Raw genomic sequence first — 22,654 nt, forward strand, 5'->3', positions numbered from 1 at the left:
GAGCCGCCGTACGATTCACCGGTGACGCGATCCCCCGCCCTACCCGTGCACATCGGGTGTGCAGCTCCCTCCGAGCAACCAGCCACACCGGCCAGGAAGCATTCGGCGACCGGTGACGACACTGATCAGCAGACACCGATTAGTGCCGCCGCGATCGACTGGGATCAACTAGATGTTGAGCCGCGGTGGCTAGGACAAGAAGCTGCCGATTGCGTGGCCGCGATCGACCCACACATCTTTGACCGTAGTGGTGGCGCCGACGAATTTCGACGCTTCTCAGCCGGAGCAAACGAGCGAGATGAGCCAGCACTCGTCATCAGTATGCTCGGCACCGCCAGCCGCGCCGAACCAGTGAAATCGCTCTTCCAAGGCTCAGATAGCTCCTTCCTGCTCCCCGACGCCCGCGGCACGATCGGCGGCGGGCGGCTTCCGGCCGGTGCCTGGCCCATACTCGCTCCTGGCCTGAACGTCGCCGATAAGGATCTCGGACTGCGATTGCTCAACCGCCCCGCTACCGCACCGTGGTGGTCCCTGGAGTTGCTCGGCACCGCCTTCGAATCGCCAACGGGCGCTCAAACTCCGAGCCCGCCGCGCGGGAGCTTCGAACCCATCCTGATCGATGCCCTCGGCAATCCCGTGGTAGCAGCATGGGCGCCCGCTGACGGCAGCATGCGGTGGTACGTCATCCCTGATGCGGTCGACTGGACCCAGATCATCGATTGGTTGGTTCAGCAAGCGATCCCGCATTTCGCTCCGATGGCCGCCCGCCGGTACAGGATCGCAGGGTCAGTTGCACCCGAATGGCAGACCCCGAGAGAAATCGCAGCCCAGGATGCGTTGGCCGACATGGAGAAGCGGCACGAGGAGGAGTGCGCCCGGCTCCTGGCGGAGCTCGAGGAGGCGAGGGAGACTGCGACCAGCATGCGAGACGGCCTGCTGTACGGGAGTGGCACTGAGCTCGAGAAAGCCGTCGCGCGAGTGTTTGAGGACGCGCACCTCGAAATACTCAATCTGGATGAGACAGGCAAGGGTACGTGGTCGGCGGACCTGCTCGTCCATGATCAGGGACGGAGGTATCTCGTAGAGGTCAAGTCGGAGGGCGGTAGAGCAAAAGAAGCGCTCGTCGGCGATCTCAAGAAGCACCTCGCCACCTGGGCGAGCGAGCATCCGAGCGAGTCCGTCAACGGCGGGACACTGATTGTCAATCATGAACGAAAGACGGATCCGAGTGACCGCTCGCGCCAGGTCTACACCCGCCCCGAGTTCGTGAACTCTCTCGATGTACGGGTTGTGTCGACACTCGATTTGTTCGATTGGTGGAAGTTATCGAATTGGTCTGCGATTAGAGCCGCAGTTTTGGGCGAAACGCCGAAACTTCGAGTAGAAGGAACCTCTCGCCTAGACATGGAGGCGGATGCTGGTAGCCGAGAGTTCCCTCGACGCAACTGGTTTCGTACCCACTTTCGTAAAAACGAGGGCTGATGGACGCTGACTTCGAGCAGTTCCCCCCTGCGTGAGGTACCGGCCTCGTGAACCGAAAAGGGAGCCTTCCAGAACTGTTGATCACGCCGCTTACGCGCTCGCCGTGACGGGAGGAAAACGCTCAGGTCATCGATGCGGCGAGCTAATTGGAGAGCGAGACGGTTCGGCCGCTGCTATTGATGGCCCAGCGCCTGCGCCGGCGTTGATGCAGGTCCTCCTAGCCCAGTTTTGTTGTTGTATATGAGTTGTTCGTTGTGCTTCGTGAAATGCTTTGGCGCCAAAGCAGTTACTTCGATCTCAGCTGGCCACGGTTAGCAGGGTCAAACGCCGGTGCACGCGGTACCGAGCTGAACGCCGCCCTCCCACAGTGTGTTACAGACCGATGCCACGGGCGTCAGGTAGGAGCGGCCCATCCGGAACTCGCCGCTGTACTGGCGCCCGCCGCCGTACTGGTTCTGTTCGTCGATCACTTGACCTTGGAAGCCAAGCATCCGTACTTGCTGGCGGGGATTCTGGACTCCGCCGGCAGAAATGAAGTTCGCCCGGAAGGTGAAGGACTGCTGGCTGGACTTGCTTTCGATGTTTGCCGCGACATATCCAGTGCAATTTTGGATACAGGTCGTTCCGAACGGCTGGATGACAGGATCTTCGAGTGTTGACATCCCCGTGGCCGGGGCGCCAACACCAGGTGGTGGTGGCGTTTCCGCCGGCTGCGCGAGAGCCGGACCACCGATCAAACCGATTGCGGCAGTGAGCGAGACAACTGCAAGTGATCTGCGCATTGTTTGTTCCCTTCGAATGATGTTCTCTGGCGGGACATCACGACCATAACAACGAAACCATCGCGCGTGGTCGGTTTTCCGGGAATTGGTAAAGAAGTTCAAAAGTCTTGCGAAATGTGCAGGGACTTAGTACGTTTCATCACTATTTAGTGCTCTGACCTGGTCGATCTGGTCCGCGATCGACCGCAGAATGCGCGCTTCCTGGCCGAGTTTGAGCGTCCCGTAATCCGTCAGACGGATCCAAGATCGGGACCTTCGTCCGTTGTACGTCTTCCTCACGGCGATGATTCCTGCCTCCGCCAAGACGTCCAGATGCCGCCCGAGGTTTCCATCGGTGAGATCGAGTGACGTTCGGAGGAAAGAAAAGTCGACCTCCACGCCACCGCCCAGCAACATCAGGATCGACAGTCGAGTGCGCTGATGAACGACCTCGTCGAGACTCTCCCCTACTGTTCCTTTATCGGACAATTGAAGTGAGCCTTTGGTTCTCATCCAGCATTGACCAGACTGCCGTCGCGATCACAACCACCGCAAATGCGGTCGTAATGTAGGCCGAGACCTGCATTGACCGTGTCGTCTCGACAATTCCGAAAATCTGCCGCACGGCAGCCGCGGAGGTGACCAGCCCAAGCATGAATCCGAACGCCGACATTCCCCAAACGAGCTGACTTCTCTCGCGCCAGCCAAGCCAGAAAAAGCCCACACTAAGCAACGTCAGGGCACCGAAATTCGATGACGCGACAAGCAGTCCGGCGACCGTAGCGGCTAGCGATAACAGGAACAGCGCGCCATACCCGATCCGGTATCCGCGTACGCCGAGCCGCGAGGATCGCATCGCTGTCGCAGCCCAGAGGCCTCCAAAAGTCAGCGGCACCACGAGTGCGATGAAACCGTTCTGACTCGCACTCTCACCGAACATCCACACAAGACCTATGAGCAACGAACCCGACCCGTAGCCAAAGAGATTCGTCGAGTTCACTCGACGCCTGAGTTGAACTGATATCGCGAGGGCTGCGAGTTGATCAGTACCTGCCGATTTCGAATCCTCAGCCTTTGTCATTTCTTTACTCTGCGCCGCAGAGTGTCCTCTGTCAACTACCTGACACTTAGCGGACACGTACGAGATCTAGAGCGCCCCAGGGGTGAGATCGACTGGCATTGACGACATAGGCGGTCGAGCCCCAAGCTCAGTCATGCTTCAATCCAAGTATCTCCGAGTGAGCGCAGTGGCAGCTGTATCCGCGGCAGCGCTTTTCCTGCTGGTGGAGGGCATTGTTGGTGGCGACTGGATCCAGATCTTGTGGAGCACTTTGGTCGTCGTTGGTTGGATCGCCTGGTGGCGCGACGAGAGCAACCCCACATCGGTACGAAATGGCCTTGGGTCACGACCCTGGAAGCTTGGCCGAGTTTGTGCGGGTGCTGCATTAGGCGTCGTCGGGATTGTGCTGCTGATTACTCAAGATGCGCTTTTCATCCGTATCTCCGGCGGTCTCCTCATCGCGTCGTCTGCCTGCTTTGGAGTTGCTCTGTACTACAGATGGCAATCGGGGGAACGAACTCTTGGCCCGCACATCGACTAGCTACCTTTTACTTGAGACCTTGTGGATAGTTGTGCGCTACATCAGGTCATCTCTCATTCGATCGTTACTGGCCGGGGCAGGGCGCCGCTTGCTGTAGGGCGGCCTTGTCATGCGTCCAGTGAACGAGGCTTTGTAAGGGTGCAAGGCCTCACCTGGCCATTCGCTGATATTGAATACGCGGTCGTGTAGATGTGATCGTGACACCACCGCTCCCTCGGACTTGACCACCTGACTGACGCGACCAGGAGACAACGCGGCCGCCTCAGCGATAAGAGCCTGGCTAAGTCCGGAACTGCGAGCGATCTTCATCGCGTCCACAAGTAGCGCTTCGACCTCAACGGATAGTCCACGGAGCGCGTGTAGGAGGCGGGCAAGTTCCTCGACATCCTCAAGGGCCTTCTGTCGATCATCGTCATTCACGAGCATAAGTTTAACGGGCTAATGTTAAGGTTGTCGGTGTGGAAAACGCTGTTGACGGTCTACTTTCAGCGTCTGATTGCCGAACGCGCTGGGTATCCACGCCGAGACCATTAAGGGTTTCGACGTGCGGGATGCCCGGCGAGACTGGCGAGAGGGATCATGATGGACTATCCACCGATCTGGTGGCTCATGCCCGCCTGGCTCATTCCGGACTACATCAGGCAAGGAATTCTCGATAACGCTCCATGCTGGCTTGGTGGGTACTGCCGATAGATGCCGGAGGGGACGTTGAGATGTTGGATCTGGAGTTGTTTGTCGGCCCATCGTTTGCTGCCATGATTCGTGCGGCAGTGGCATGGCTCCAGTTCGTCGGAGATCTCTGACTGATTTGTGCGACTAACGCCTCAAGCGATCGGGAACCCACACGAAGTCGTGCGGTCATGCGTAGAGAGCGAGGCCCGGTAAGGCTGCAGTGCTTCGCCCGGCCATTCACCGACCCCGCCGACGAATCTGCGCTACCAGAGAGTTGTCTGGGTGGGTGTGAGACCTGCGTTTCCGTGTGGTGCTCGTCGCTGCGTCTTCCGGCCGGACGCGCGCGCGATGTCGGCCTCTGGGATTCCGGCTTGTCGGGCCATTTCGATGTCGTGGGTGGGATCGACGCGTGCTGCGGTGGCGATTGCGATTTTGACCAGAAGGTGTCGTCGGAGTCGCTCGCGTCCATCTGCGGACTCTCGTGCACTCCACTGGTTTTTCCATTCGGCGCTGCCGGCCGCCGGCGCGGATTCGACTCGATTGGCGAGGCGTTCGAGCAGCACGTCGAGCGACTCCAGCAGAGCGTCACATGCCTCTGCTACAGCCTCATCTCTGATGCCGTCAACCCGCATGTTCGCAGCGTATCGAATCGACGACGCGGTCGCTGGGAGGCGAACTGCGTGCCGCTACCGCGTTTCGAGGGGCCCGGCATTCAACTATCTGGTTACCCAGCGCGATTCGAATGTCGCTCTCGTCGACGGGGCCTGGCTACACGTCGCGCTGAGGAAGGGAGTTCCTCGCAACGTAGACGGAGATCGATGTACCCAGGGCCCACGGGTGCCCTCCGCGGCTCACTGCGTAGTTTCCTTCAAGACGCCCTGCGCGTTGGCTGACAGGTTGTGCGTGTCCAAGAGTTCGTCCGCGTGGGCCTTCTGATCGTTGTACTTCGCGGCAGTACTGATCTCGAGCAGCATTGTGCGTATCGGAATGTCCTCGACGAGGTACAGCTCCTCGAACACGGACTGGATATGCCAGTACGCGTTTCCCTCGAGGTCGTCGCTGTCGAGGTAGCGCAGGCATTCGTAGACACCTTCGGTGCCGTAGCGCTTGATCAACGCCTCCGCTGCGATTTCCCTCGGGGCGAGATTGGTCGGGAAGCGCAGTCCCTCGGTGAGAATCGCGGTTTGTGCGTTGGTGGCTTCGATGTCCGCCAACGCATTTACGCTCGCCATACCTGCTAACCACGGCACACTGACACGTGCCATGGGGATTCTGGCTGTCACGTTCATACTGATCGCCGGAATCTGTGTGGTAACGACGCCGGTAATCAGCACATGGTTTGGTGACAAGAATTGACTGGATTCCAGGCACCGTGAAACGAGAAACCAGTCGGATGCGTTGGCTGCAAGATCCTTTCAGCTGTGCGCTGCCGGATTTTCGCCTGGCTCGTTCCGCGACATCGAGGGAAATGGATTGGTAACAGCCGTCGGTATTGCGGAGATCGGCGTCGATAGGCGATCCAAAGTGGCGTTCAGCATCGTCACGATTCCGCTGTTATATGCCCAACCTGTCGGTGTTGGATTCCCCGGTGTCTGCCCAAACATTACGGGAGCGTGCATGAGTCGTATCCCACAGTGAGGCAGCGGGAGTGCCGCCGACGCTTCCTCCGGCTACGGGTATGGCTGGAACCGGGCTCAGCCCGAGCCCCAACCAGTAGTCGCGGGTAGCGGTGTTGGCCTGATCCCACTGCGCACTGTCTACAGTGCCGCCGACCCAGCCTCCGGCAATCGCGCCGATCGAGAACGGTGTCTGAGAGGTTTCAAGGAGGGTCGTGGGTAGCCCATCGAGTGCCCAGAAGGCCTCGGTGGTGGTATGTCGGGCAGGTAGAGGGATTTCGGAGGATGGGCACCGGTCTTGATCGCCGCCGATCCCGACCCAGATCAGCCGAGGTGCTTTTCTGCGACGCCACCGGCGTTCGGTGGGGTCGTTGAAACCGCGGATCCAATGTCGGCCTGTGGCATCGGTAATCGGCGTTCCCTGCGGGGCGGTGCGTAACTGGGCGGCACAGTCATAGACGCGCCCGCGGTTGAGTGCTGTGTTGAATTCACTTTCATCGCTGGTCATCGAACCCCCTGTGAGTAGTCATGTTCAATCTAGACCTGCGGCACAACGGCTCTCGCCTATGTCCGACTGGTAGTCGAATTCTATGGGCTAAGGTCTTCTTGCTGGCGCCAGGCAATGGAACTTCCTGAAATGCGAGCGTGTCTACTGTCATGAATCTATAACCGACATACCTTTCACGCTGCGATGTCATGGCGAATGTTGTCGAGAACCTGGGTCAAGGCGGAACTTCCGATGCTGTAGGAGTTGAATCTGCGCACGCATTTGGCGGCGCGGTCCGCAGCCTCGTTGAGCCGATCGCCATCGTGACCCTTGACCCACTTGAACGAGACTTGTCTGCCGGCGGAGGCATTGTGGATTCGTCGTACGACCGATGAGATGTAGCGATCTGTGTGCAGTTCGCCGCACCGATTGCGAGCGTCGAGTTCAGTTGGCGTCAGCCCAATTAGGCCGATCGCATCTCGACTGTCGGTTCGAATCACCAGGTGCTTCTGGGCAAAGGTTTTCAGAGCCAGCTCGATCGCGAGAAGCTCGGCGACGATTGGAGTGTTGGGTGCGTCGGGCTTGTAGGTTGCGTGCAGTTCGGTATCGGTTGCCACACCCATTCCGCAGCCCAATCTGGTCGCCGAGACCGAGCCATCGGTGTAAACGACCAGCGGCCGTCGCATTTCCAGATTTCGTGCCGTACGAGCGTCGAGTTGGCCGGCGGCGTCATAGAGCAGGCGGAGGCGGGAGCCGAGCTGGTCGTAGAGGTTGGTTGCGAAGACCGCCTGTGAGAATGAGGCTGCGCTCTCGATCAGCATGTCGCGGACGTGCCGGTCACTGATGTACACAAGCAGTTCTCGATTCGCGGCGTTCGCGCGTTCGTAGAGGTCAGCGAAGATGTCGAGGACGCTGGCCCGCCAGCTGTCGGAAGCGTTGCTGGATGAGATCGCTTTCTGGGTGAGCGTGTCGCCTGCGTCGGCAAGTATTCCGGTGATGATCTTGTGGTCGACACCGAGTGAGTAGTGCGGGTTCACGACTCGGATTACAGCGGTCAGTGGATTGTTCAGCTGCGGTACGGCACCGCCGGCACGCAATTGCAGGGGCGTAGGGGCATTCATCATCGTTCCAATCTGTGATCTCGTGTTGGTGATGCAATGACGGTACGAAGGGCCCTTCCGCCGTGCGGCACCGCGAATGAAGGCCCGACACCGTGCGGCACGCCGCTGACGGGTGGCAGTTGCGAGCGCAGTGTTTCACCGAACACCGGAACCGGCCTTCCTACAGTGGCAATCACACCAGTGATCACCGCGCTCACGCGGACAACGTAGGGAGCTTCAACAATGGCTGCATCGGTCGCGCGCTACACCGACGACAGCCGCCGACTGTTCATGTCGACGGTGGCGAAAAAGGTCGAGAACGAGGTTTCAGAAGGTGCCTGCGCCGGGCCATGGCTGCTGTCTCTGAACATCAAAGACGCAGTACAGGTCGCACCTGGCCCCAACAACACCGAGAGGCACCTCTGCGGGCTGATCGACCCCAACGATGCACGTGCGGTTGTAGCCGCCGACCCGGACAACCTTCGCTCTCTCGCTAGGGCGATGCGCGAAGCTGCCGACAACGCTGATACTCCAGGACCGATAGTCGATTCGCTATTCGACGTCGCAAAACGGTGGGATACCGCGATGGTACTGCGCTGCTCAGGCGTGCTGCTGGAGTTGCGGGATCCACCCATGAGCACGCAATCGACGGCACCGCGTAGCGATCAGTCGCAGCACACGGAGACTCCGAAGAATCCTGTTCCGCAGCAGAATTCGAGGCCGGCACCTGCGCCGAACATTGCACCCGCACCTGCAATTCCCCCGAAACCTGCTCCTGCAGAAGCGATGACTCCTACGGCTCCCCCTGCAGCGTCATCGACGAAAGCCGTGGCCACCGAAGACCCCTGGGGCTGATCGAACGTGCCACCACGAACACGGGCACGTAGTAAACCTCGAAAGGCCCCGCCTGCGAAACGTATGGAAGTGCCCTCCGTCGCGCGTGGACAGAGGGTCTGGGTTCTCGACGGTGTTCCCTACCGAGCGACACCTCCCGGCGCTCACTACTACCCGGGAATTCGCGCGCATGCCTATGTCGGGGAGACCCTGCCGGAAACATTGCAGGTCTACGCATCCAAGCCGTACAGCTACGCGCGGTGGATCGAGGACGAAATGAACGGTGTGCGAGGGCCGGGCGCGCGGGCCGCCCCGAAGACCCCTACGGCAATGCAGATTTCCGGCGCCAAAGCGATCGCCACCGCGTACAAGAGTGGCTACCGAGGCATACTGCTCGGCGACGATATGGGGTGCGGAAAGACTGGTACGGCAGTGCTTGCCGCCAAGGCGATTTGCCATCTCGGCGGCGGCGACACGATCTTGATCACGGTGGACCGACCGGCGCAGATCACAATCGGTGCCTGGCGTGATGCGATCGCTTCATTCGGTGGAGATGGCGGCTTTCGCTGGTTGATCATGTCGCCTGACCAGCTGAAGAAACTCCTTGGAAAGAATGGACAGCCGAAGCATGTATTCGCCGTCGTGATCAACGACGAGGCACAGCAATTCCGACACATCACAACTCAACGCACGCAGTACATGCGGCGGATCAACAAACTCTCTTCACCACCACAACAGGCCCCATTTGTACTGTCGGTGACAGCCACACCCGGACACCACCCGGGCGAATACACCTATCTGTCGTCGCTGCTCGCTCAGATCCACGGGGAGCGCCCACAGCAGTGGGCCGACCTCGGCGCCAGGCTCGCCGAAATGGGTGTGCCGCTCGAACCGGGTTGGGAGAAAGGTAAGTGGCAGTGGACCGCTGACGCGAAGGAATCCACGACGACACAGAATCAGGCGGTGACGAGGGTCCGCCGCTGGATGGAGAACACGAACCCACCAGTGCTGCTGCACCGCGATGCACCTTGGGGGGCCCGCTCCCCTTGACGGGCTCCCTGTGGAATTCACACCTGCGCAATGGGCGTCATACCACCAGGATTGGGGAGAGTTTCGTGCCGAGATGCGACTTGCTCGTACCGGTCAGGACACGGCCCGCGGTCGCGCCGCGTTGATGCGGTTTCGGCAGAAGGCGAGCCTGCTACGGGCACCCCAGACTGCGGAGTTGGTGGCTGCGACAGTGGAACGCGGATATCAGGTGCTCGTGGCTGTCGAACTCACCACTACTGCTGCTGCTCCTGTTGCCGATCTCCTCGAGGAACAAGGGCTGGGTGTTTCTCGCATCTTTGGTGGTGGAGATCTCGAGACTGAGCGGATGTCGTTCCAGGTGGGTCGCAACCCTGTCGTGGTTTTCAACACCACTTCGGCAATTAATCTGCAAGCCCGGGAAATGTTTGCGGATGGGACGCGAGCGAGCGCGACTCCGAGGATTGGGTTCTTTCATCAGCCGCGGTATTCCGGGATCGCAGCGCGCCAGACAATCGGTCGAGCACACCGTGACGGGCAAGTTTGCCCGTGGTCTGTCATCTATTCAGCCGACACCGTCGAAGAGGATGCGGCCCGTACGATGATCAACAGATTGGTAGTGACATCGACGAGTGTGAATGGCGATACCAGCGCACTGGGGGCCATTTCGAAGCTGTTCGGAGCGGACTGGCTACCTGACAGTTTTTTCGAATAGCGAACAAATTGCCATCATGTGGTCGGTTTTTTCCAGGTACGTTGTCGATTGACGACTTACATGCTTATCATGAAGCTGCCTCCCTTTTGGGGAGGCCGAAAATCGCGAGTGCGGTACCGGGACGTTTATTCGGGCGTCTTTCAACGGTTGCCCTCGCGTCGCGTCCCCTGATGGATGTGGAGCATCTCCGATAGGCGTGATGGCCCGCAATAGCGGGCCATTCGCATATCTGCACCATGCCGCGAACCTCGGAGCACCGGAACCGGCCAGGCAACAATGATGCGGATACCTCGTCGGAAGGACTACGCGTCATGTGTAAGGCCAAGCCGGGCCGCCGCTGCCCCAAGTGCCGCGGCGCAGCCGTGACAGCGCAACGTAGCGCGCTTGCCCGTGCCCAAGCCAGATATGCGGCGGCTACGAACAAATCCGCTGCGGACCAGGACGCTCTGGGATCAGAGGTCCGGTCCTCCGCGCGGGAGCTAATCATGAGGCAAACCGAGCTCGATTCGACGGACGAGGTCCGAGCTCAGTTGGAATCGGAGATCAACAGACGTGTCGAAGCAGATCCGAAAGATCCAGAACTGGCAAAGCTGTCGAAGAGGCTCATCGAAGGCAGGCTGATGGACGAGTACCGGCGAGAACAAGTCGCAGCCATGCCGGCCCGGCCAACTCACCCCGCGGCAGTCGAGGCGTACCGAGAACTCGGAGACGCTCGATACGACATGGCCAGGGCGAAGGTGAGAATGGACATCAACGGCGACAACCCTGCTGAATGGAACCACTGGTCCCGTGAGCACTTCAAGTGCGCTGAGGCTGCCAATACTGCCGCCGCACGCATGCACGTGATCGAAGCAGCCCAAGATGGTAGGGCGTGGCAGGCACTGTCGAACGGGGACCGCATTGCGGTGCGTCAGGAACTTGCAGAGGGCAGATCCTTCACTACGCCAGCTGCGCCTCGGCCTATCGACGAGATCCTTCACGACTACGCAGACCGGTCCGAAGGATACGAGCCGCTCCCTGATCCGCTCGACTACGCCGCTCACGCACCGTTCGCCGGCTTTATTGGGCCCGTCCGGAAGCCACCCGTCACGCAAACTGCGACCAAGGGACCAGCGACTGAGGAAACTGCGACCAAGCGAACAGCGAAGGAAACTGCGCCCAAGCGGACAGCGAACAAGCGGACAGCGACCGAGCAGAAACGCCGCAGAAGCGAACGTAGCCGTGACGCTCGACGCATGCTCGCATCGATCCGATCGACGTCCGGCAAAATCAACCCGGATAGATTGGCAACCAAAGCCGGGGTAAACCCGTCCGGAGGATCTGGCCAACACGCGGACTCTCTCGACTGCACCGGGATGCTTTTGCTGTTAGAACTGCTACCGACCAAGTGAAGGAGCTCCACCCGTGGCCATGTCCAGAACCTCCCTGACCGTCGCACTCCTCGGTGTGACGGCCGTGGTCCTGTCCGCCTGCGGTGGAAGCACCGAAGAAACCCCCGGTGGTAGTGGAACCTCGTCGGCCGGAGGTGCGAGTCAGTCGAATGCCGGCACACCGAGCCTTCCTGCACCGCTTGCAGACTTTGCAGCTCTCGCGACGACAGCAAGCAAAGACGCCTGCAGCAGCGACATCACCGACCCGGTTACCGAGATCATCAGATATCAGTACGAGAAGGCAGGCAACGACGTCAGTTCACTGAAGGTCGAGACCAGCAAGGGGATTGGCCCCGGGAACTTGAACAGCTGCACGTTCAGTCTCTCCGGAAGCTCGACGTGGAATGTGCCCACGGTATCGGTCGCAGTACTTCCTGCGGCTGAGAACCCGCTGTCCACCACTGTTGACGACCTCGGGCGGCTTGCACCGATCGAGCCAGCGCCGGCCGGCCTTGACATTCAAAGGCCTTGTAACGACAGCGATGTACTGAACCCGGCCGCACCCTGCAGTCCTACCCGCATCGCCTATGACCAGGCCGGACTGATCACGGAAGAGGTCATTGCGGCGACTGGCAAGACGTTCCTCGACCCGTCGACGACCGTCGGTAAAGCACCCGACTCCGGATATCGCAAAGTCAACGCCACGACCGGCAGCACGAAAGACCAAATCAACGCGACGAGAGTGGTCGGAGACGACTGGCTGTTGTACGCCCGGATCGCCCCGAGTCAGTTGAACAATCAGGCCCCGGCACTCGACGCGTACTTTGTCAGCACGGACATCACCGGCGGCGGCGACCCCGACAGCAGTAGCGGCCCCGCCGCAGATCTCACAATGGCGATCAGTGACTACTTCCGCGCCGGAACTTCGACGTTGCCGAAGGGCAGCGTCAGCTAGCCCACCCCGGGGCGTAACGGAAAGGAACTGCCATGCAGGTAGTACTCGGGTTCATTGCATTGGCGATGACCGTATGGCTGATCCGCCGCGTCTGGAACTCAGGAGCTGCACGATCCCTGATGTACCTCGCCGGAGCGCTCGCACCGCTGGCTCTTACTTATTTCGGCTGGAGCGACCAGCACGGGGGCATGTGGGTGGCATGGCCGTTCTACGCGGTCGGCGTCGCCGTTCTCGCACGCCAGTTGGAACTGCTGTCCAGACGGCTACCTGCGCACCGCCCCAAACCCGAAATCGCGACATGGGCGACATCGAATGCTGGATCAGCCGCGGCTTACTTGGGCGGCAGCAGATAGTCGACAACCACCGCCAAGTCCGCGATGAACTCTGCCGGCCTACCCAGCGTCGGCAACGACCGCAGGTAACTTGCGATATGAGGGCCCGCAACGATCTGCACTTGCGTTTGGAATCCGCCGTCAGTGGCGACGTCCATCGGCCCGCTGGCAGAGTTCATCGTCGCGCCATGAACGGCGAGCACAGTCGGAGTAACCAATCGATCTGGCGGCATCGCCAGTAGATCGTCGATGCACGCAGCTTCGAACACCGACGATTCGGCGATGAACGTCGCGTCCCGCCCGTTCAGAGTCCAGCTGTGCTCACCTGTTGCTGCGCCGAACAGTTCGTCGATCTGCCGGCGCTCCGGAGTGTGGCCGACATCGCCGCTGTAGGTCAGGACACCATTGCGGTGCTTCGAATCCACTACGAGAACCCCTGGGGGGCCAATTACCACGTGATCTACGTCAGCGTTGGTTCCTGGGAGCGAGCGCGAATGTAGGACGGTCCATTCCGGGCCGAGACGGGCGAGTTCGGCGGCCGTCTGTTGCTCTGCGCTGATCCCGGCCTGCAAGTTGTGCGCATCCATAGAGGGTGGCTCGACGAACCCGATCAGATTCCGCGCCAAGTTGCTTCCAGGATTCATCGGGATCCCAGATCGCTTCGATGCCCGCCGCGCAGCTATCACCGTCCCCACGTCGATGCTGAGAGCGGCGGCAGCACCAGTACCAACCAAAGCCAAACTGATCGCGGCGGCATGTCCGAGTCCGCCAGCCAGGGCAACGCACACCGGAACACACCACTGTGCGGCGACGACAGAGGGCGTGCGAGGAAACCGCAACCTACGTGACGTGCCGACGATCCACGTTGCCACCGCGATAGCACCGACCGCGACGAGCTGTCCGACACCGATCCCGAAATGAACCCCCACTGCCACGGTGGTGCCTGCCGCTGCGACCATCGACGCCACCATGACGGCGGCTCCGTACAAAGACACCGCGTAGTTCAACCCGGCGGCGCCGAGGACCGCGACGGTCAGAATCCACGCTCCGACCTCAGCGTCGGCGACGAAACCTGTGATCACGGCAGCGGCACCGCACAGACCCAACACAATCGCCGAGACGCGAATTGCGCTGCGGTTACGGCGGTATCGTTGTTGTTCCCGCTCGATTCCGCGCAGGCTTCGTGCAGCGGACTCGACAGGATCGCTTTTCGTCGACCCAGTGCGGTCAAGCGCGCGTCTGCTGATACTCATGCGGACCACGCTAAACCGTCGAGTTCCGTATCTCCCCACGGTTCCATCGTCTTCCAAGCGTGAGGCGCAGCAGTCGCCACGATCAGTGGCTCCGACTCGAGCATCGACCAGCCCATGGAGTCGCATGAAAACCATTGTCCGTCGATCTTGACGACGTCCCCTACTGACAGCGACCGCAGGCCGTGGATCTTCCGGTACGCCACGGCGGCTTTGGAAGTCTCTCCGACGTTGAATTCGTCGAACAACAAGCCGAGAGCTTGGATAGCCGTTATGCCCGTGGGGATCTCGGCATTGAACACGACAACCATCGGCTGCCCCGGCTGGTAGCCGAAGAACCCGAGGTGGCGACCTTCCTGGTCGACCGCAGCGTTGTGCAGGATGGACGCGATTCGAGTGCTCATGGTGGATCCTTCCGATCACGGGGCGAGCTGACATCCATCACGGTATGAAAGGCTCAATCCCAGTGCGGCACGGCTTGTTCGCCGATCCGTCACCGCTGCAAGGTCTGCGCCACTCTCCAACCATCGGGAGTGTTTTCCAGCGAAACGACCAGATAGATCGGTGCCAGTTTCTGCGTGCTGTATTGAGTACGTGTGGTCTGTTGCACCGTCACATATCGCAACGCGAAAGTGTCGTCCGGGGGCCTCTGCTGAGGTATGACCTGCGCTTGCGCCGATACGAGAGTATTGCTGTCCGCCCAACGATCCCAGGTGCGGCCAGGGCCCGTCGGTGGGTCGTAATTGTATGCGCCGGCGGCCATCTTCTCGTTGAGCAGTGGGGCAGCGCGGAGCATGGCGGCATTCTGGTTGAGATCCACCCGAGGCAGATACGTGTACATGGCCGCGATCGCGGCCTCCGCGACGGCATCAGGATCGTGAACGTCGATCATCGTGATGTCGATAGGCGACAGCGACCGGGGCAACTCCTCTGTGGGTGTGGCAGCCACGGTTGTTGTTGTGGTCTCATCTGGATCTGAAGTGCTCCCGTTGCTGCATCCCCCGAGAATCGGAAACATCAGAATCAGCGCTGCTGCCGAAGCGACGCGTAGTCGGTTTCTCATCCGTACCTCCGAATGTTTTCTGCTTTCGACAGGTCGAAGTTGTTGATGGACACGCTCTGTCCGAAGGTGGGTGCCTCGATGACTTTGCCGTCACCGACCCAGATCGCGACGTGGCCGGTTCCGTTGGAAAACACAGCGTCGCCAGGCTGAATGTCCTTGACGTCGATTGTCTTTCCTTGTGACAGCTGCGCCCAGGTGTTTCCCGTTGCCGTCGCTTTGCCGTTCGATGCCCGTGCGGTGGCGAACTCGACGAGTCCGGAGCAGTCGAACCCTGGCGTGCCCGGGTTCTCGGGATGTGAAATACCCATTGTCGGACCATTCGGGTCGCCACCACCCCACACATAGGGCTTTCCCATCTGGGTCATGGCGGCTTCAACGACGCCGCGGCCGAATTGGGAACCACCAGTGAAGTTGACCAACTGCACTTCGGAAGTTGGGGCAGTACCAGCTTGCGAGTACTTCTCGTACTTGGCGCGCACGCTTGGTACATACGCCTGGGTCTGCCCGTAGGGGGGCACTCCCCCGTATTGCATAACTGCGCCCTCACCCGCGTTGTATCCAGCGGCTGCCAAGTCGAGCAGGTCACCGCGGATCTCACCGCTGGCGATCTTCGGTTTCAAGAGGTCCGCGATGTAGCACAGGTAGTGCCCCGCAGAGAGAATCGAGTCGTACGCGTTGAATGGGTCCGGCGCATTGGGGGCTTCTTTCTTACCGTTCCGATCCAGGCCTGAGTCTTTCCCCATTGACGTCCATGTGTCCGGCATGAACTGGGTCATGCCCTGAGCGCCACCGGAATTGACGCCGTCCCCACCGCTGGTGACCAGCGGATTCCATCCGGATTCCTGCTCGATGATCGCCGCGATGAAGGCTGGCGGTATATCAGCACAGATCGATCCGGCTTCGGTGATGATCTGGACGTACTCGGGTGGCACCAGACCAGGTGCCAACCCCATGTTGACGACACCTGACGCACAATTTGGGTTCGTTGTGGCCGAGGTAAGCCGGGAAGTCGCTCCGGACTGTGCGTCAGCGCTGGTCCACAGGGCAGCAACGGTGTCGACAGCGGCCTGTTCCCACGACACGAACTGATCACGCAGACTTGCCCGTTCGGGCATGACACCGATGATCACGTCAGCGATCGGTTGAGTTGCCCAATCCGGATGGGCTTCGCCGTAAGTCTTCAACTTCCCGAAGAACTGCTTGGCCGCGTACTTCGGATTGATCAGATTGTCGATTTTCGAATCGCCAAGCGGGCGTTCGGCAAAAACGCCGACCGGTTCGTTGCCGTCGCGAGGTTGCGATATGAGATTCGTGGATTGGCCACTGAGCGCTGTGGCGATAACCGCGGCACGGCCGGCGGGGTCCAATCCTGATTCGCGTGCCGACGAGATCAGCGCGGCTACGTTGGCCTGTTGTTCGGTGTTGAGTGTTTGTTCCTGTTGTGCGCCGCCGTCCAAGGGGTACGGCCGCATCGCGGCGAGATCAGCTTCCGAAGCTTTCGAATCGGGGGCCCCGGTTGACGGCTGGGATTCGGACGGGGGTGGGGCGTTTGGTTGCGCGCTGGCGCCGTCCTGGAACTTCTTCAACCACGGCATCGGGTCGACACCTTGTCCGGCCATCCACCCACCCGGGTACATACCCAAGTGGAGGTGAGCGCCTGTGCTCCACCCTGCGCTGCCGACGTCCCCGATGTGCTGCCCTGCGGTGACATGATCGCCTGGTTTGACGAAAACATGCCCGTCGTACATGTGCCCATAGAGCGAGTCGACGATCTGACCACCGACGTTGTGGCGGATCACGATCCAGTTTCCGTACCCGCTCGCAGGTCCGGCCTCGCGGACCTCGCCATCACCGACCGAGTAGATCGGGGCACCCTCGATACCCGGTGCTGCCAGATCGGCTCCGTCGTGACTGTTTGTGCCGACCCCGATTTCGCGATATCCGAACGGACTCGAGACGACCATGTTCTTTTCGTCGAGTGGCAACCCGAGGACACCGGCCGCTCCCCCGGGCCCGCCTTGGGTGACCCGAGGAACTGAGAAATCGGTGCATGACCCGTTCTGCGCTGTGCCAGCGGCACCCATCGCTGCGGTGGTACCGCTCAGCAGTCCGAGGAACGACATGGAGACGATGAAGGTCAGAATCATCCACATCGAAATCAGCGCGACGGCGCCTCCACCGAACAGAACCAGTCGCTGCGTCTTCTTCTGTCGTTCCGCTTTGCTGTCCGTCGGTTTCGGGATGATCCGATACAGGAACGAGGCAGTGCCGCCTGTCGATGCTGCGAGGGCGGTCTCCACTGAGCGGTTGACCGCTTTGCCTGCAGTGTCTTTCGCTTTGCCAGCGGCGGCCTTCATCGACCCGGCGGGTCCATTGGGCTGTTCACGTTCTCCCTGACGGCCACGTCGCGGAGTGCTACCGCCGCGGCCAGCGGGTGTGGCAGTGTTTCCTCGTTGACCGGCGGGCCCGATCGGTGGTGATCCTGCAGATCCTGGTCGCCGGGCGCTGTTCGACGGTGACGGTGTTGCCGCGTTAGGTGGTGGCGGTGTTCTGCCGGCGGCTCGCTTCTGTGCCCCTGGTGCTGCACGGTCCCCGGTGGTGTTCCCCCCGACTCCGCGCGGGTTGCCTCCGGTTCCACCTGTTCTACGGCCGGCCGCACCTGCCGCCTTTTTTCCTCCGATTTTCCGTGCTCCGCCGGAGGACGGGATCTTCCGGATTCCTCCGTTGTCCGCCACTTACCTGCCCTCGCCAACAGTGGCAGCGGCCGGCGGAGAATCGGACCGGATCTCGACGGCACCTGTCACTTTCGGTTTTCCTGAACGCGACAGGTCCATGTGCACGTCGTAGGTGAGGATCTGTTCCTCTCTTTGGTCAACGCGCTGATCCATCCCGAGAATCAAGCGGCTGATCGTCACCCTTGTGACCGCAGACTTTCCATCCGGACTGATCGAGGTGCTGTCGACGCGCTCGACTCGAGAATCGAACGCCTTACGCTTCTCATTCCATGTCCAGGACCACATCTGGTTCACCGACGTCTGCATCTGTCCCAGAAATTCTGGCGATGCTGTTTCTTGCCAGCGTGCGAACCAGTCATCAGCAGGTTCGAAGTCCCAGGGAACGAACGTGGTCCACCCGACGATGAAACGTTGCGCAGTCGCTTCCGCCGCTTCGACGGAGTTCCCACGGATAGCTGTCGGTGGTGCGTACGGCGGCTCATACTCGTGCGGCGCCGATGGCTCAGCGCTTGTGGTGAAGCCAGGAATTGTTGCGGTGGTCGATGCGGACGACTCCGGGTGGTCCGCAGCTTGGCCGCCGCACGCTGTAAGGAACGCGCCCATGCACGCAATCGCGGCCGCGCGTCTGACGCTACTCATTGGCGTCCCCGTCGTCGGGTGACGCTGAATGCCCCGCGAACGCCACCTGCTGTCAGAGTCAGGACCAGCCATCCAGCTGCTGCCAATGCGACGATGTAGCTCGCGTGCTGCGCGATATCGGAGGAGAATGTCCACGCGGGTGCAATGCCAGCGATCAACGCCAACACGACTACGCGTGTAGGGCGACTTCTCCAAAATGTTTGCGCAGCAACCACGATGCCGCCAGGCGCAGCGGACAGCCAAGTCGCGATCGTCGCTGTAAGCAACTGACCGTACTGACCCCACGTCAGTGTTTTCTCTGGGCTCTTCGGCCTATCGTTCATTCGTACGCACCTCCGATAGCCCTCATTCTGGCGGTCGCGGTTCCGGTGACCTCCCTGCATGCCCGCCACCGCGCGATGGGACCGCTGTGGCAGCGGTTTTCATCCATCTACAAAGCGCCGCCCAGGAGCGCGGCGAGCACGACGACAATCACGACCAGGCCTATGACCATCGGTAACCACCGACTGCTGGGCACGCCGGCTATCGGGGGGAGATTCTGAACGAGTCCACGCAGGTTCATGGGATCGGATGCCCGGGCGTACTTGCTGCGAGTGTCGTCGTTCTCCTCGTCCTCTTCGGTCTGATGTTCTGCGTCCAAGGGCTCAGGTGCGTCCTGCCCGGCGACAGCGAGAACAAAGCCAGGCGGAAGGTCTGCCTCGATAGCGGCGCGTTGCGCCTGCAATACCTCTCGGGCTTGATCCGAGAGCTCCACGAGGGCAGCAGGATCGAGCGCGAGCACGACACGGCTGAGGGCGGTGCCGTCGTCGAAAGTCACCTGCAGTTCAGCCTCACGCGGATCGCTCTCGTCGTAGAAGATGCCGAAGTTCGTTCCGGCTACGGTCAACCCCTCTCGCCGGGTCTGCAGTGCAGCCATACGGGCATGCAGTTCGGTATCTGCGGGTATCGCGCCGTTACCGGGTAGCCGTGAGTCATCAGGGTTGTATTCGTTCATCGCTGCCTACTCTCAGTCGTTCCGGTTTCGAGCGCCGAGCATTGCTTCCCGGTATCCGGCCATGGCCTGCTCATGTGCTTGTCTGGTTTGTGCGCTTCGGACTGCTCTCGCACGAGCCCTGGACCCGGCACCTGCCAGGTTTCCGTCGCTCTGCTGAAGCCATCGATCTCTGGTCGCCGATGGGATTTGTCCGCCGTAGGTTCGCAGTGCCACACCACGGCCCGCATCGACGATGCGTCCGCCGGCTGTTCGCACGCCGCCCACGACTTGTCCGCCCAGCTGCTCGGCACCCGCGACGAGCGGGTTGTTTCGGACTGCAGCACCAGTGGCGGCCGCAGCGCGTCCAGCGCCACGTTTGACGCCTTGGACGACAGGCCGTGACAAGAATTCCGCTGCCTGCGCGGCCGCAGCAGCCTTCCCACCGCCGGGCTTCGTAGCGCTCCCCGACTGGCCTGAGCCTGACGGAGACGTTTTACCGGGGCCGGAAGCATTCGGCCTCGACGGGGACGGTCGATTGGGGCGACGCTGTGCGCGAGCAGGGCTCGCAGTCTCGTCTGTCTCGCCCTCCGCTTGCTTTCCACGTCCCGAACCGCCGCGTCGGCGAGCGGCCGCGGACATCACCGCTGCGGTGCTCAACGCTCCGAGAGCCGCACCTTGGACAGTCGAGGCAGCACCGACTTGTGCAGCACCTTCTGGCCGGGCCGCGGCTTCGATCTTCTTCATCGCAACCCACATGCACACCAGAACGGCGACGCTCCACAGCAGCTTGAAACCTGTAGCGACGCTAGAGGTGAACATGATTCCGAGCATGAACACCATCAACGTGCACAGAACGGAATAGACGGTGGCCATCAGCAGTGCGTAGACGATGTCGTCTATCCAGTTCTTCATCATTTTCGACTTGCCCGGGAACGCCGCCCACACGAGTCTCATCGGCCCGAGGATGAACGCCACCAGCAACATCACGTGCCACCAGAGGGCAATCAAGGACATCGCTGCGATTCCGATGGAAGCGATCACGGTCCCGAAGAGAGCCGAGATGGCTTTCGCGACGTGCGGCATAGTGCCGCTGCCGGAGAACGCTGACAACGCCGCAGCCGCCTCGTCTGGGGTGAGATTCGACTTCCCAACGGGATCGTTGCCGTCAGACCCCGATATCTTGTTCAGGCTCGCGGCTACGGCGTAGGTCGGATCGCAACTGCTGAGGGCTTCGAAGCTGTCATCGCCGTCAAGGCAATCGGCCCGGGCCCGGTCGATCGACGGGCCGCCGGTCTGGGCCAGCAGATAGGACCGCATGTCGTTGCAGCCGCGGTAGTTGTTGTAGCAGGGCAACCCGTCTTCGTCGCCGCTGCGGCTGATGGCCCCTTCACGGGCGATGGGATTGCCGAAGCGGTTCGGCTCGGCAGGGGGAGTGATCGGTTCCTCGCCGGCCTTGCCGAATTGTCCTACGGCCCACGGCTGGTAAACCAATGTTTCTGCGAGAACGCAGGAGGTGAATCGGTGACCAGGGTCGGTTGCTTGCGCGCCCGGAAGTGCTTGCGGTGCCTGGCACATCAGACCCTGTGCCTGCTGGTCCAATGTCCCGAACACGGTGTTGGCGATTGCGCTGCTGAGCGTTCCTCCGATGTGGTCTCCGAGAGAGGCGATCATGTAGAAGCCGTTGCCGTCCGGTTTGGCCCAGGAAGCTACCGCAACACCGCCGTACATGACCCCCGCGACCATCGCCACCATTGCTGTCAGGCCCGCGTCTTGGATCCCCTGGCGCACCCCGCCTGCACTCGCTGCCCGTACTGCCATGGAAATGGCGGCGATGAGAATCATCACGCCCGCCATAGGGATGAAAAAGTAGTTGTATAGATTAGAGACAACGGGTGAAACATTCTGGTACACACCCTGAATCGGGTTCTTCGCCTGCGCATATTCTTTCAAGGCGATAGTCGCCTGCAGGATGTACACGTTCCCCTGCATGATCAGATTCCCGACCATCGTGGAGATCCAGGGCATCATCGCGCACGATTCTTCGCCTTCGGCGTTCAACTGCCAGTTGACCCACTTGACGCCTCGAAGCCCAGAGATCTCGTAGAGCGTGTACGAATCCATCGAATGATCGGTGGCCGTTGCAGCACGGGTGAATTGCGTTGCGTCCTTGGCGAAGTCTGGAACCTCCCGATTCCGGTTCTCGACCTTGCCGAGGTTGCGGTTCGACAAGAACCCTTCTGGACCCGTCCCGATGCCTTGCCCGCCGAGGTCAGGGCGCGTGATCGAGCACACCACGTCAGACATAGCGCCGGATGCGGCGCCACCGATTTTGTCCGAGACCCAACTGATCGGGCTGGCTTCAGCTGGAATCGGATTCGCAACAGCGATGGATCCGAAAAGAACGACCGAGATCAAGCCGTACGCCGTCGCACGGGCCATCCGAGTGACCCACCGGCGGCCCCCTGTGCGCTGTGGCCTTACCCGGGTGCCCTTCCTGTCGCGCCAGAGAACGATCGCGAGAGCTCCGAATGTGCCGACCAGAAAGCCAATTCCAGAAACTGTCGTGCTCGGCCACACCACAGACAGAGGGAAGGTCGCCATCAAGGTGCCGTGCGCTACTGCGACGGTCCATCCGCGGTGCACACCCGGGGAGTGCAACACATACGTAACGGCGAGAACCGCCAGCAAGCTGATCGGGTAAAGGACGAGGAAATCGGTATGCACCATCGCGTACACCGGGCCCACTGCCGCAGCCAGCGACCCGATCAACCCGATCCATGTCAGGGTCGACAACAAAGCGCCGGTCGCCTGGGGTAACCGCCTGGCGCCGTACCAGATTCCTACAGCGCTGCCGCCGACGATGGCGAACGCGACCAATCCTCGTATGCCTGCGATCGAGAGCAGTCCAGCCACGGTGAACAGCGTCGCCAACGCGCCGACCACCCATTTTTCCAGTATTCGGCCGTATCGCGCGAAAAATGGATAGACCGCTGCCGGTGCCTGTGCCACCGTACTCAACGTCACCATGGGTGATCCTGTCGCT

General features: G+C 61.0%; 23 protein-coding genes. 8 read left to right on the forward strand and 15 right to left on the reverse strand.

The genetic code is table 11. The features are described 5' to 3' along the window. Nucleotides 1–21 precede the first annotated feature (21 nt). Entirely contained in the window at nt 22–1,482 is a 1,461-nt protein-coding gene (locus BH682_RS31300) for a hypothetical protein (RefSeq protein ID WP_156519334.1), read from the forward strand. 320 nt (nt 1,483–1,802) lie between these two features. On the opposite strand, the gene BH682_RS31305 is transcribed toward BH682_RS31300, so the two are convergent. The 3 genes from BH682_RS31305 to BH682_RS31315 all read right to left on the reverse strand — a co-directional run bounded on the left by BH682_RS31305 (nt 1,803) and on the right by BH682_RS31315 (nt 3,324). Further along, a complete protein-coding gene (locus BH682_RS31305) occupies nt 1,803–2,264 on the reverse strand; it encodes a hypothetical protein (RefSeq protein WP_047269230.1) in 462 nt (153 codons plus the stop codon). Between the two features lie 126 nt (nt 2,265–2,390). Next, nucleotides 2,391–2,732 (reverse strand): transcriptional regulator, encoded by a 342-nt coding sequence (locus BH682_RS31310; RefSeq protein ID WP_231915853.1) that lies wholly within the window; start codon nt 2,730–2,732, stop codon nt 2,391–2,393. Next, entirely contained in the window at nt 2,722–3,324 is a 603-nt protein-coding gene (locus BH682_RS31315) for a hypothetical protein (protein WP_075835893.1), read from the reverse strand. Before BH682_RS31315 ends, BH682_RS31310 begins: the two co-directional genes overlap by 11 nt. Before the next feature lie 157 nt (nt 3,325–3,481). On the opposite strand from BH682_RS31315, the gene BH682_RS31320 reads away from it, so the two are divergent. Further along, entirely contained in the window at nt 3,482–3,844 is a 363-nt protein-coding gene (locus BH682_RS31320) for a hypothetical protein (protein WP_155419153.1), read from the forward strand. Between the two features lie 935 nt (nt 3,845–4,779). Here BH682_RS31320 and BH682_RS31330 read toward each other — a convergent pair. The 4 genes from BH682_RS31330 to BH682_RS31345 all read right to left on the reverse strand — a co-directional run bounded on the left by BH682_RS31330 (nt 4,780) and on the right by BH682_RS31345 (nt 7,743). Further along, the gene (locus BH682_RS31330) at nt 4,780–5,148 is read right to left on the reverse strand and encodes a hypothetical protein (protein WP_064113452.1); all 369 of its coding nucleotides are present in this window, start codon (nt 5,146–5,148) and stop codon (nt 4,780–4,782) included. Nucleotides 5,149–5,367: 219 nt separating this feature from the next. Beyond that, complete coding sequence (locus BH682_RS31335) at nt 5,368–5,748, reverse strand: hypothetical protein (protein WP_156519333.1); 381 nt, start codon at nt 5,746–5,748, stop codon at nt 5,368–5,370. A 322-nt stretch (nt 5,749–6,070) separates the two neighbouring features. Further along, a complete protein-coding gene (locus tag BH682_RS31340; protein ID WP_047269223.1) occupies nt 6,071–6,640 on the reverse strand; it encodes a hypothetical protein in 570 nt (189 codons plus the stop codon). Nucleotides 6,641–6,813: 173 nt separating this feature from the next. After that, a complete protein-coding gene (locus tag BH682_RS31345; RefSeq protein ID WP_064113450.1) occupies nt 6,814–7,743 on the reverse strand; it encodes a ribonuclease H family protein in 930 nt (309 codons plus the stop codon). A 219-nt stretch (nt 7,744–7,962) separates the two neighbouring features. Between BH682_RS31345 and BH682_RS31350 the strand changes: the two genes are divergently transcribed. The 6 genes from BH682_RS31350 to BH682_RS31370 all read left to right on the forward strand — a co-directional run bounded on the left by BH682_RS31350 (nt 7,963) and on the right by BH682_RS31370 (nt 12,972). Further along, nucleotides 7,963–8,574 carry a hypothetical protein gene (locus BH682_RS31350; protein WP_064113449.1) on the forward strand — a complete coding sequence of 204 codons (612 nt, stop codon included), beginning with the start codon at nt 7,963–7,965 and terminating at the stop codon, nt 8,572–8,574. 69 nt (nt 8,575–8,643) lie between these two features. After that, nucleotides 8,644–9,603 carry a DEAD/DEAH box helicase family protein gene (locus BH682_RS36865; protein ID WP_232354262.1) on the forward strand — a complete coding sequence of 320 codons (960 nt, stop codon included), beginning with the start codon at nt 8,644–8,646 and terminating at the stop codon, nt 9,601–9,603. A 178-nt stretch (nt 9,604–9,781) separates the two neighbouring features. After that, on the forward strand, nt 9,782–10,294 hold the full coding sequence (locus tag BH682_RS36870) for a hypothetical protein (protein WP_232354263.1): 513 nt from the start codon (nt 9,782–9,784) through the stop codon (nt 10,292–10,294). Nucleotides 10,295–10,779: 485 nt separating this feature from the next. Beyond that, the gene (locus tag BH682_RS31360; RefSeq protein WP_064113447.1) at nt 10,780–11,685 is read left to right on the forward strand and encodes a hypothetical protein; all 906 of its coding nucleotides are present in this window, start codon (nt 10,780–10,782) and stop codon (nt 11,683–11,685) included. Between the two features lie 19 nt (nt 11,686–11,704). Continuing rightward, nucleotides 11,705–12,619 (forward strand): hypothetical protein, encoded by a 915-nt coding sequence (locus tag BH682_RS31365; RefSeq protein WP_075835895.1) that lies wholly within the window; start codon nt 11,705–11,707, stop codon nt 12,617–12,619. 32 nt (nt 12,620–12,651) lie between these two features. Then, nucleotides 12,652–12,972 carry a hypothetical protein gene (locus BH682_RS31370; protein ID WP_064113445.1) on the forward strand — a complete coding sequence of 107 codons (321 nt, stop codon included), beginning with the start codon at nt 12,652–12,654 and terminating at the stop codon, nt 12,970–12,972. Here BH682_RS31370 and BH682_RS31375 read toward each other — a convergent pair. The 8 genes from BH682_RS31375 to BH682_RS31405 all read right to left on the reverse strand — a co-directional run bounded on the left by BH682_RS31375 (nt 12,951) and on the right by BH682_RS31405 (nt 22,638). Further along, on the reverse strand, nt 12,951–14,204 hold the full coding sequence (locus BH682_RS31375) for a nuclease-related domain-containing protein (RefSeq protein ID WP_064113444.1): 1,254 nt from the start codon (nt 14,202–14,204) through the stop codon (nt 12,951–12,953). The genes BH682_RS31370 and BH682_RS31375 overlap by 22 nt on opposite strands. Next, a complete protein-coding gene (locus BH682_RS36520; RefSeq protein ID WP_064113443.1) occupies nt 14,201–14,605 on the reverse strand; it encodes a hypothetical protein in 405 nt (134 codons plus the stop codon). Before BH682_RS36520 ends, BH682_RS31375 begins: the two co-directional genes overlap by 4 nt. Before the next feature lie 89 nt (nt 14,606–14,694). Continuing rightward, nucleotides 14,695–15,264, reverse strand: coding sequence for a hypothetical protein (locus tag BH682_RS31385; protein ID WP_064113442.1), 570 nt, complete (start codon nt 15,262–15,264; stop codon nt 14,695–14,697). Next, entirely contained in the window at nt 15,261–17,621 is a 2,361-nt protein-coding gene (locus BH682_RS31390; RefSeq protein ID WP_075835897.1) for a peptidoglycan DD-metalloendopeptidase family protein, read from the reverse strand. The genes BH682_RS31385 and BH682_RS31390 overlap by 4 nt, the downstream gene beginning before the upstream one ends. A gap of 378 nt (nt 17,622–17,999) precedes the next feature. Further along, nucleotides 18,000–18,638 carry a hypothetical protein gene (locus tag BH682_RS31395; protein ID WP_047269211.1) on the reverse strand — a complete coding sequence of 213 codons (639 nt, stop codon included), beginning with the start codon at nt 18,636–18,638 and terminating at the stop codon, nt 18,000–18,002. After that, a complete protein-coding gene (locus tag BH682_RS36080; protein WP_125053000.1) occupies nt 18,635–18,961 on the reverse strand; it encodes a hypothetical protein in 327 nt (108 codons plus the stop codon). The genes BH682_RS31395 and BH682_RS36080 overlap by 4 nt, the downstream gene beginning before the upstream one ends. Before the next feature lie 107 nt (nt 18,962–19,068). Continuing rightward, nucleotides 19,069–19,632, reverse strand: coding sequence for a hypothetical protein (locus tag BH682_RS31400; RefSeq protein ID WP_064113441.1), 564 nt, complete (start codon nt 19,630–19,632; stop codon nt 19,069–19,071). A gap of 12 nt (nt 19,633–19,644) precedes the next feature. Then, nucleotides 19,645–22,638, reverse strand: a complete 2,994-nt coding sequence (locus tag BH682_RS31405) for a hypothetical protein (protein WP_064113440.1) — start codon at nt 22,636–22,638, stop codon at nt 19,645–19,647. Nucleotides 22,639–22,654 lie beyond the last annotated feature (16 nt).

The organism is Rhodococcus sp. YL-1, from assembly GCF_001942025.1.
Lineage (GTDB): Bacteria > Actinomycetota > Actinomycetes > Mycobacteriales > Mycobacteriaceae > Rhodococcus_F > Rhodococcus_F qingshengii.

Excerpts from the sequence above, each read along its gene's own strand:
- BH682_RS31390 (WP_075835897.1), bottom strand. The coding sequence starts at position 17,621 with ATGAAGGCCGCCGCTGGCAAAGCGAAAGACACTGCAGGCAAAGCGGTC.
- BH682_RS31335 (WP_156519333.1), bottom strand. The coding sequence starts at position 5,748 with ATGGCGAGCGTAAATGCGTTGGCGGACATCGAAGCCACCAACGCACAA.
- BH682_RS31340 (WP_047269223.1), bottom strand. The coding sequence starts at position 6,640 with ATGACCAGCGATGAAAGTGAATTCAACACAGCACTCAACCGCGGGCGC.
- BH682_RS31305 (WP_047269230.1), bottom strand. The coding sequence starts at position 2,264 with ATGCGCAGATCACTTGCAGTTGTCTCGCTCACTGCCGCAATCGGTTTG.
- BH682_RS31385 (WP_064113442.1), bottom strand. The coding sequence starts at position 15,264 with ATGAGAAACCGACTACGCGTCGCTTCGGCAGCAGCGCTGATTCTGATG.
- BH682_RS36520 (WP_064113443.1), bottom strand. The coding sequence starts at position 14,605 with ATGAGCACTCGAATCGCGTCCATCCTGCACAACGCTGCGGTCGACCAG.
- BH682_RS31405 (WP_064113440.1), bottom strand. The coding sequence starts at position 22,638 with ATGGTGACGTTGAGTACGGTGGCACAGGCACCGGCAGCGGTCTATCCA.
- BH682_RS31330 (WP_064113452.1), bottom strand. The coding sequence starts at position 5,148 with ATGCGGGTTGACGGCATCAGAGATGAGGCTGTAGCAGAGGCATGTGAC.
- BH682_RS31365 (WP_075835895.1), top strand. The coding sequence starts at position 11,705 with ATGTCCAGAACCTCCCTGACCGTCGCACTCCTCGGTGTGACGGCCGTG.
- BH682_RS31400 (WP_064113441.1), bottom strand. The coding sequence starts at position 19,632 with ATGAACGAATACAACCCTGATGACTCACGGCTACCCGGTAACGGCGCG.
- BH682_RS31315 (WP_075835893.1), bottom strand. The coding sequence starts at position 3,324 with ATGACAAAGGCTGAGGATTCGAAATCGGCAGGTACTGATCAACTCGCA.
- BH682_RS31395 (WP_047269211.1), bottom strand. The coding sequence starts at position 18,638 with ATGAGTAGCGTCAGACGCGCGGCCGCGATTGCGTGCATGGGCGCGTTC.
- BH682_RS31370 (WP_064113445.1), top strand. The coding sequence starts at position 12,652 with ATGCAGGTAGTACTCGGGTTCATTGCATTGGCGATGACCGTATGGCTG.
- BH682_RS36080 (WP_125053000.1), bottom strand. The coding sequence starts at position 18,961 with ATGAACGATAGGCCGAAGAGCCCAGAGAAAACACTGACGTGGGGTCAG.
- BH682_RS31375 (WP_064113444.1), bottom strand. The coding sequence starts at position 14,204 with ATGAGTATCAGCAGACGCGCGCTTGACCGCACTGGGTCGACGAAAAGC.
- BH682_RS31350 (WP_064113449.1), top strand. The coding sequence starts at position 7,963 with ATGGCTGCATCGGTCGCGCGCTACACCGACGACAGCCGCCGACTGTTC.
- BH682_RS31360 (WP_064113447.1), top strand. The coding sequence starts at position 10,780 with ATGAGGCAAACCGAGCTCGATTCGACGGACGAGGTCCGAGCTCAGTTG.
- BH682_RS31345 (WP_064113450.1), bottom strand. The coding sequence starts at position 7,743 with ATGATGAATGCCCCTACGCCCCTGCAATTGCGTGCCGGCGGTGCCGTA.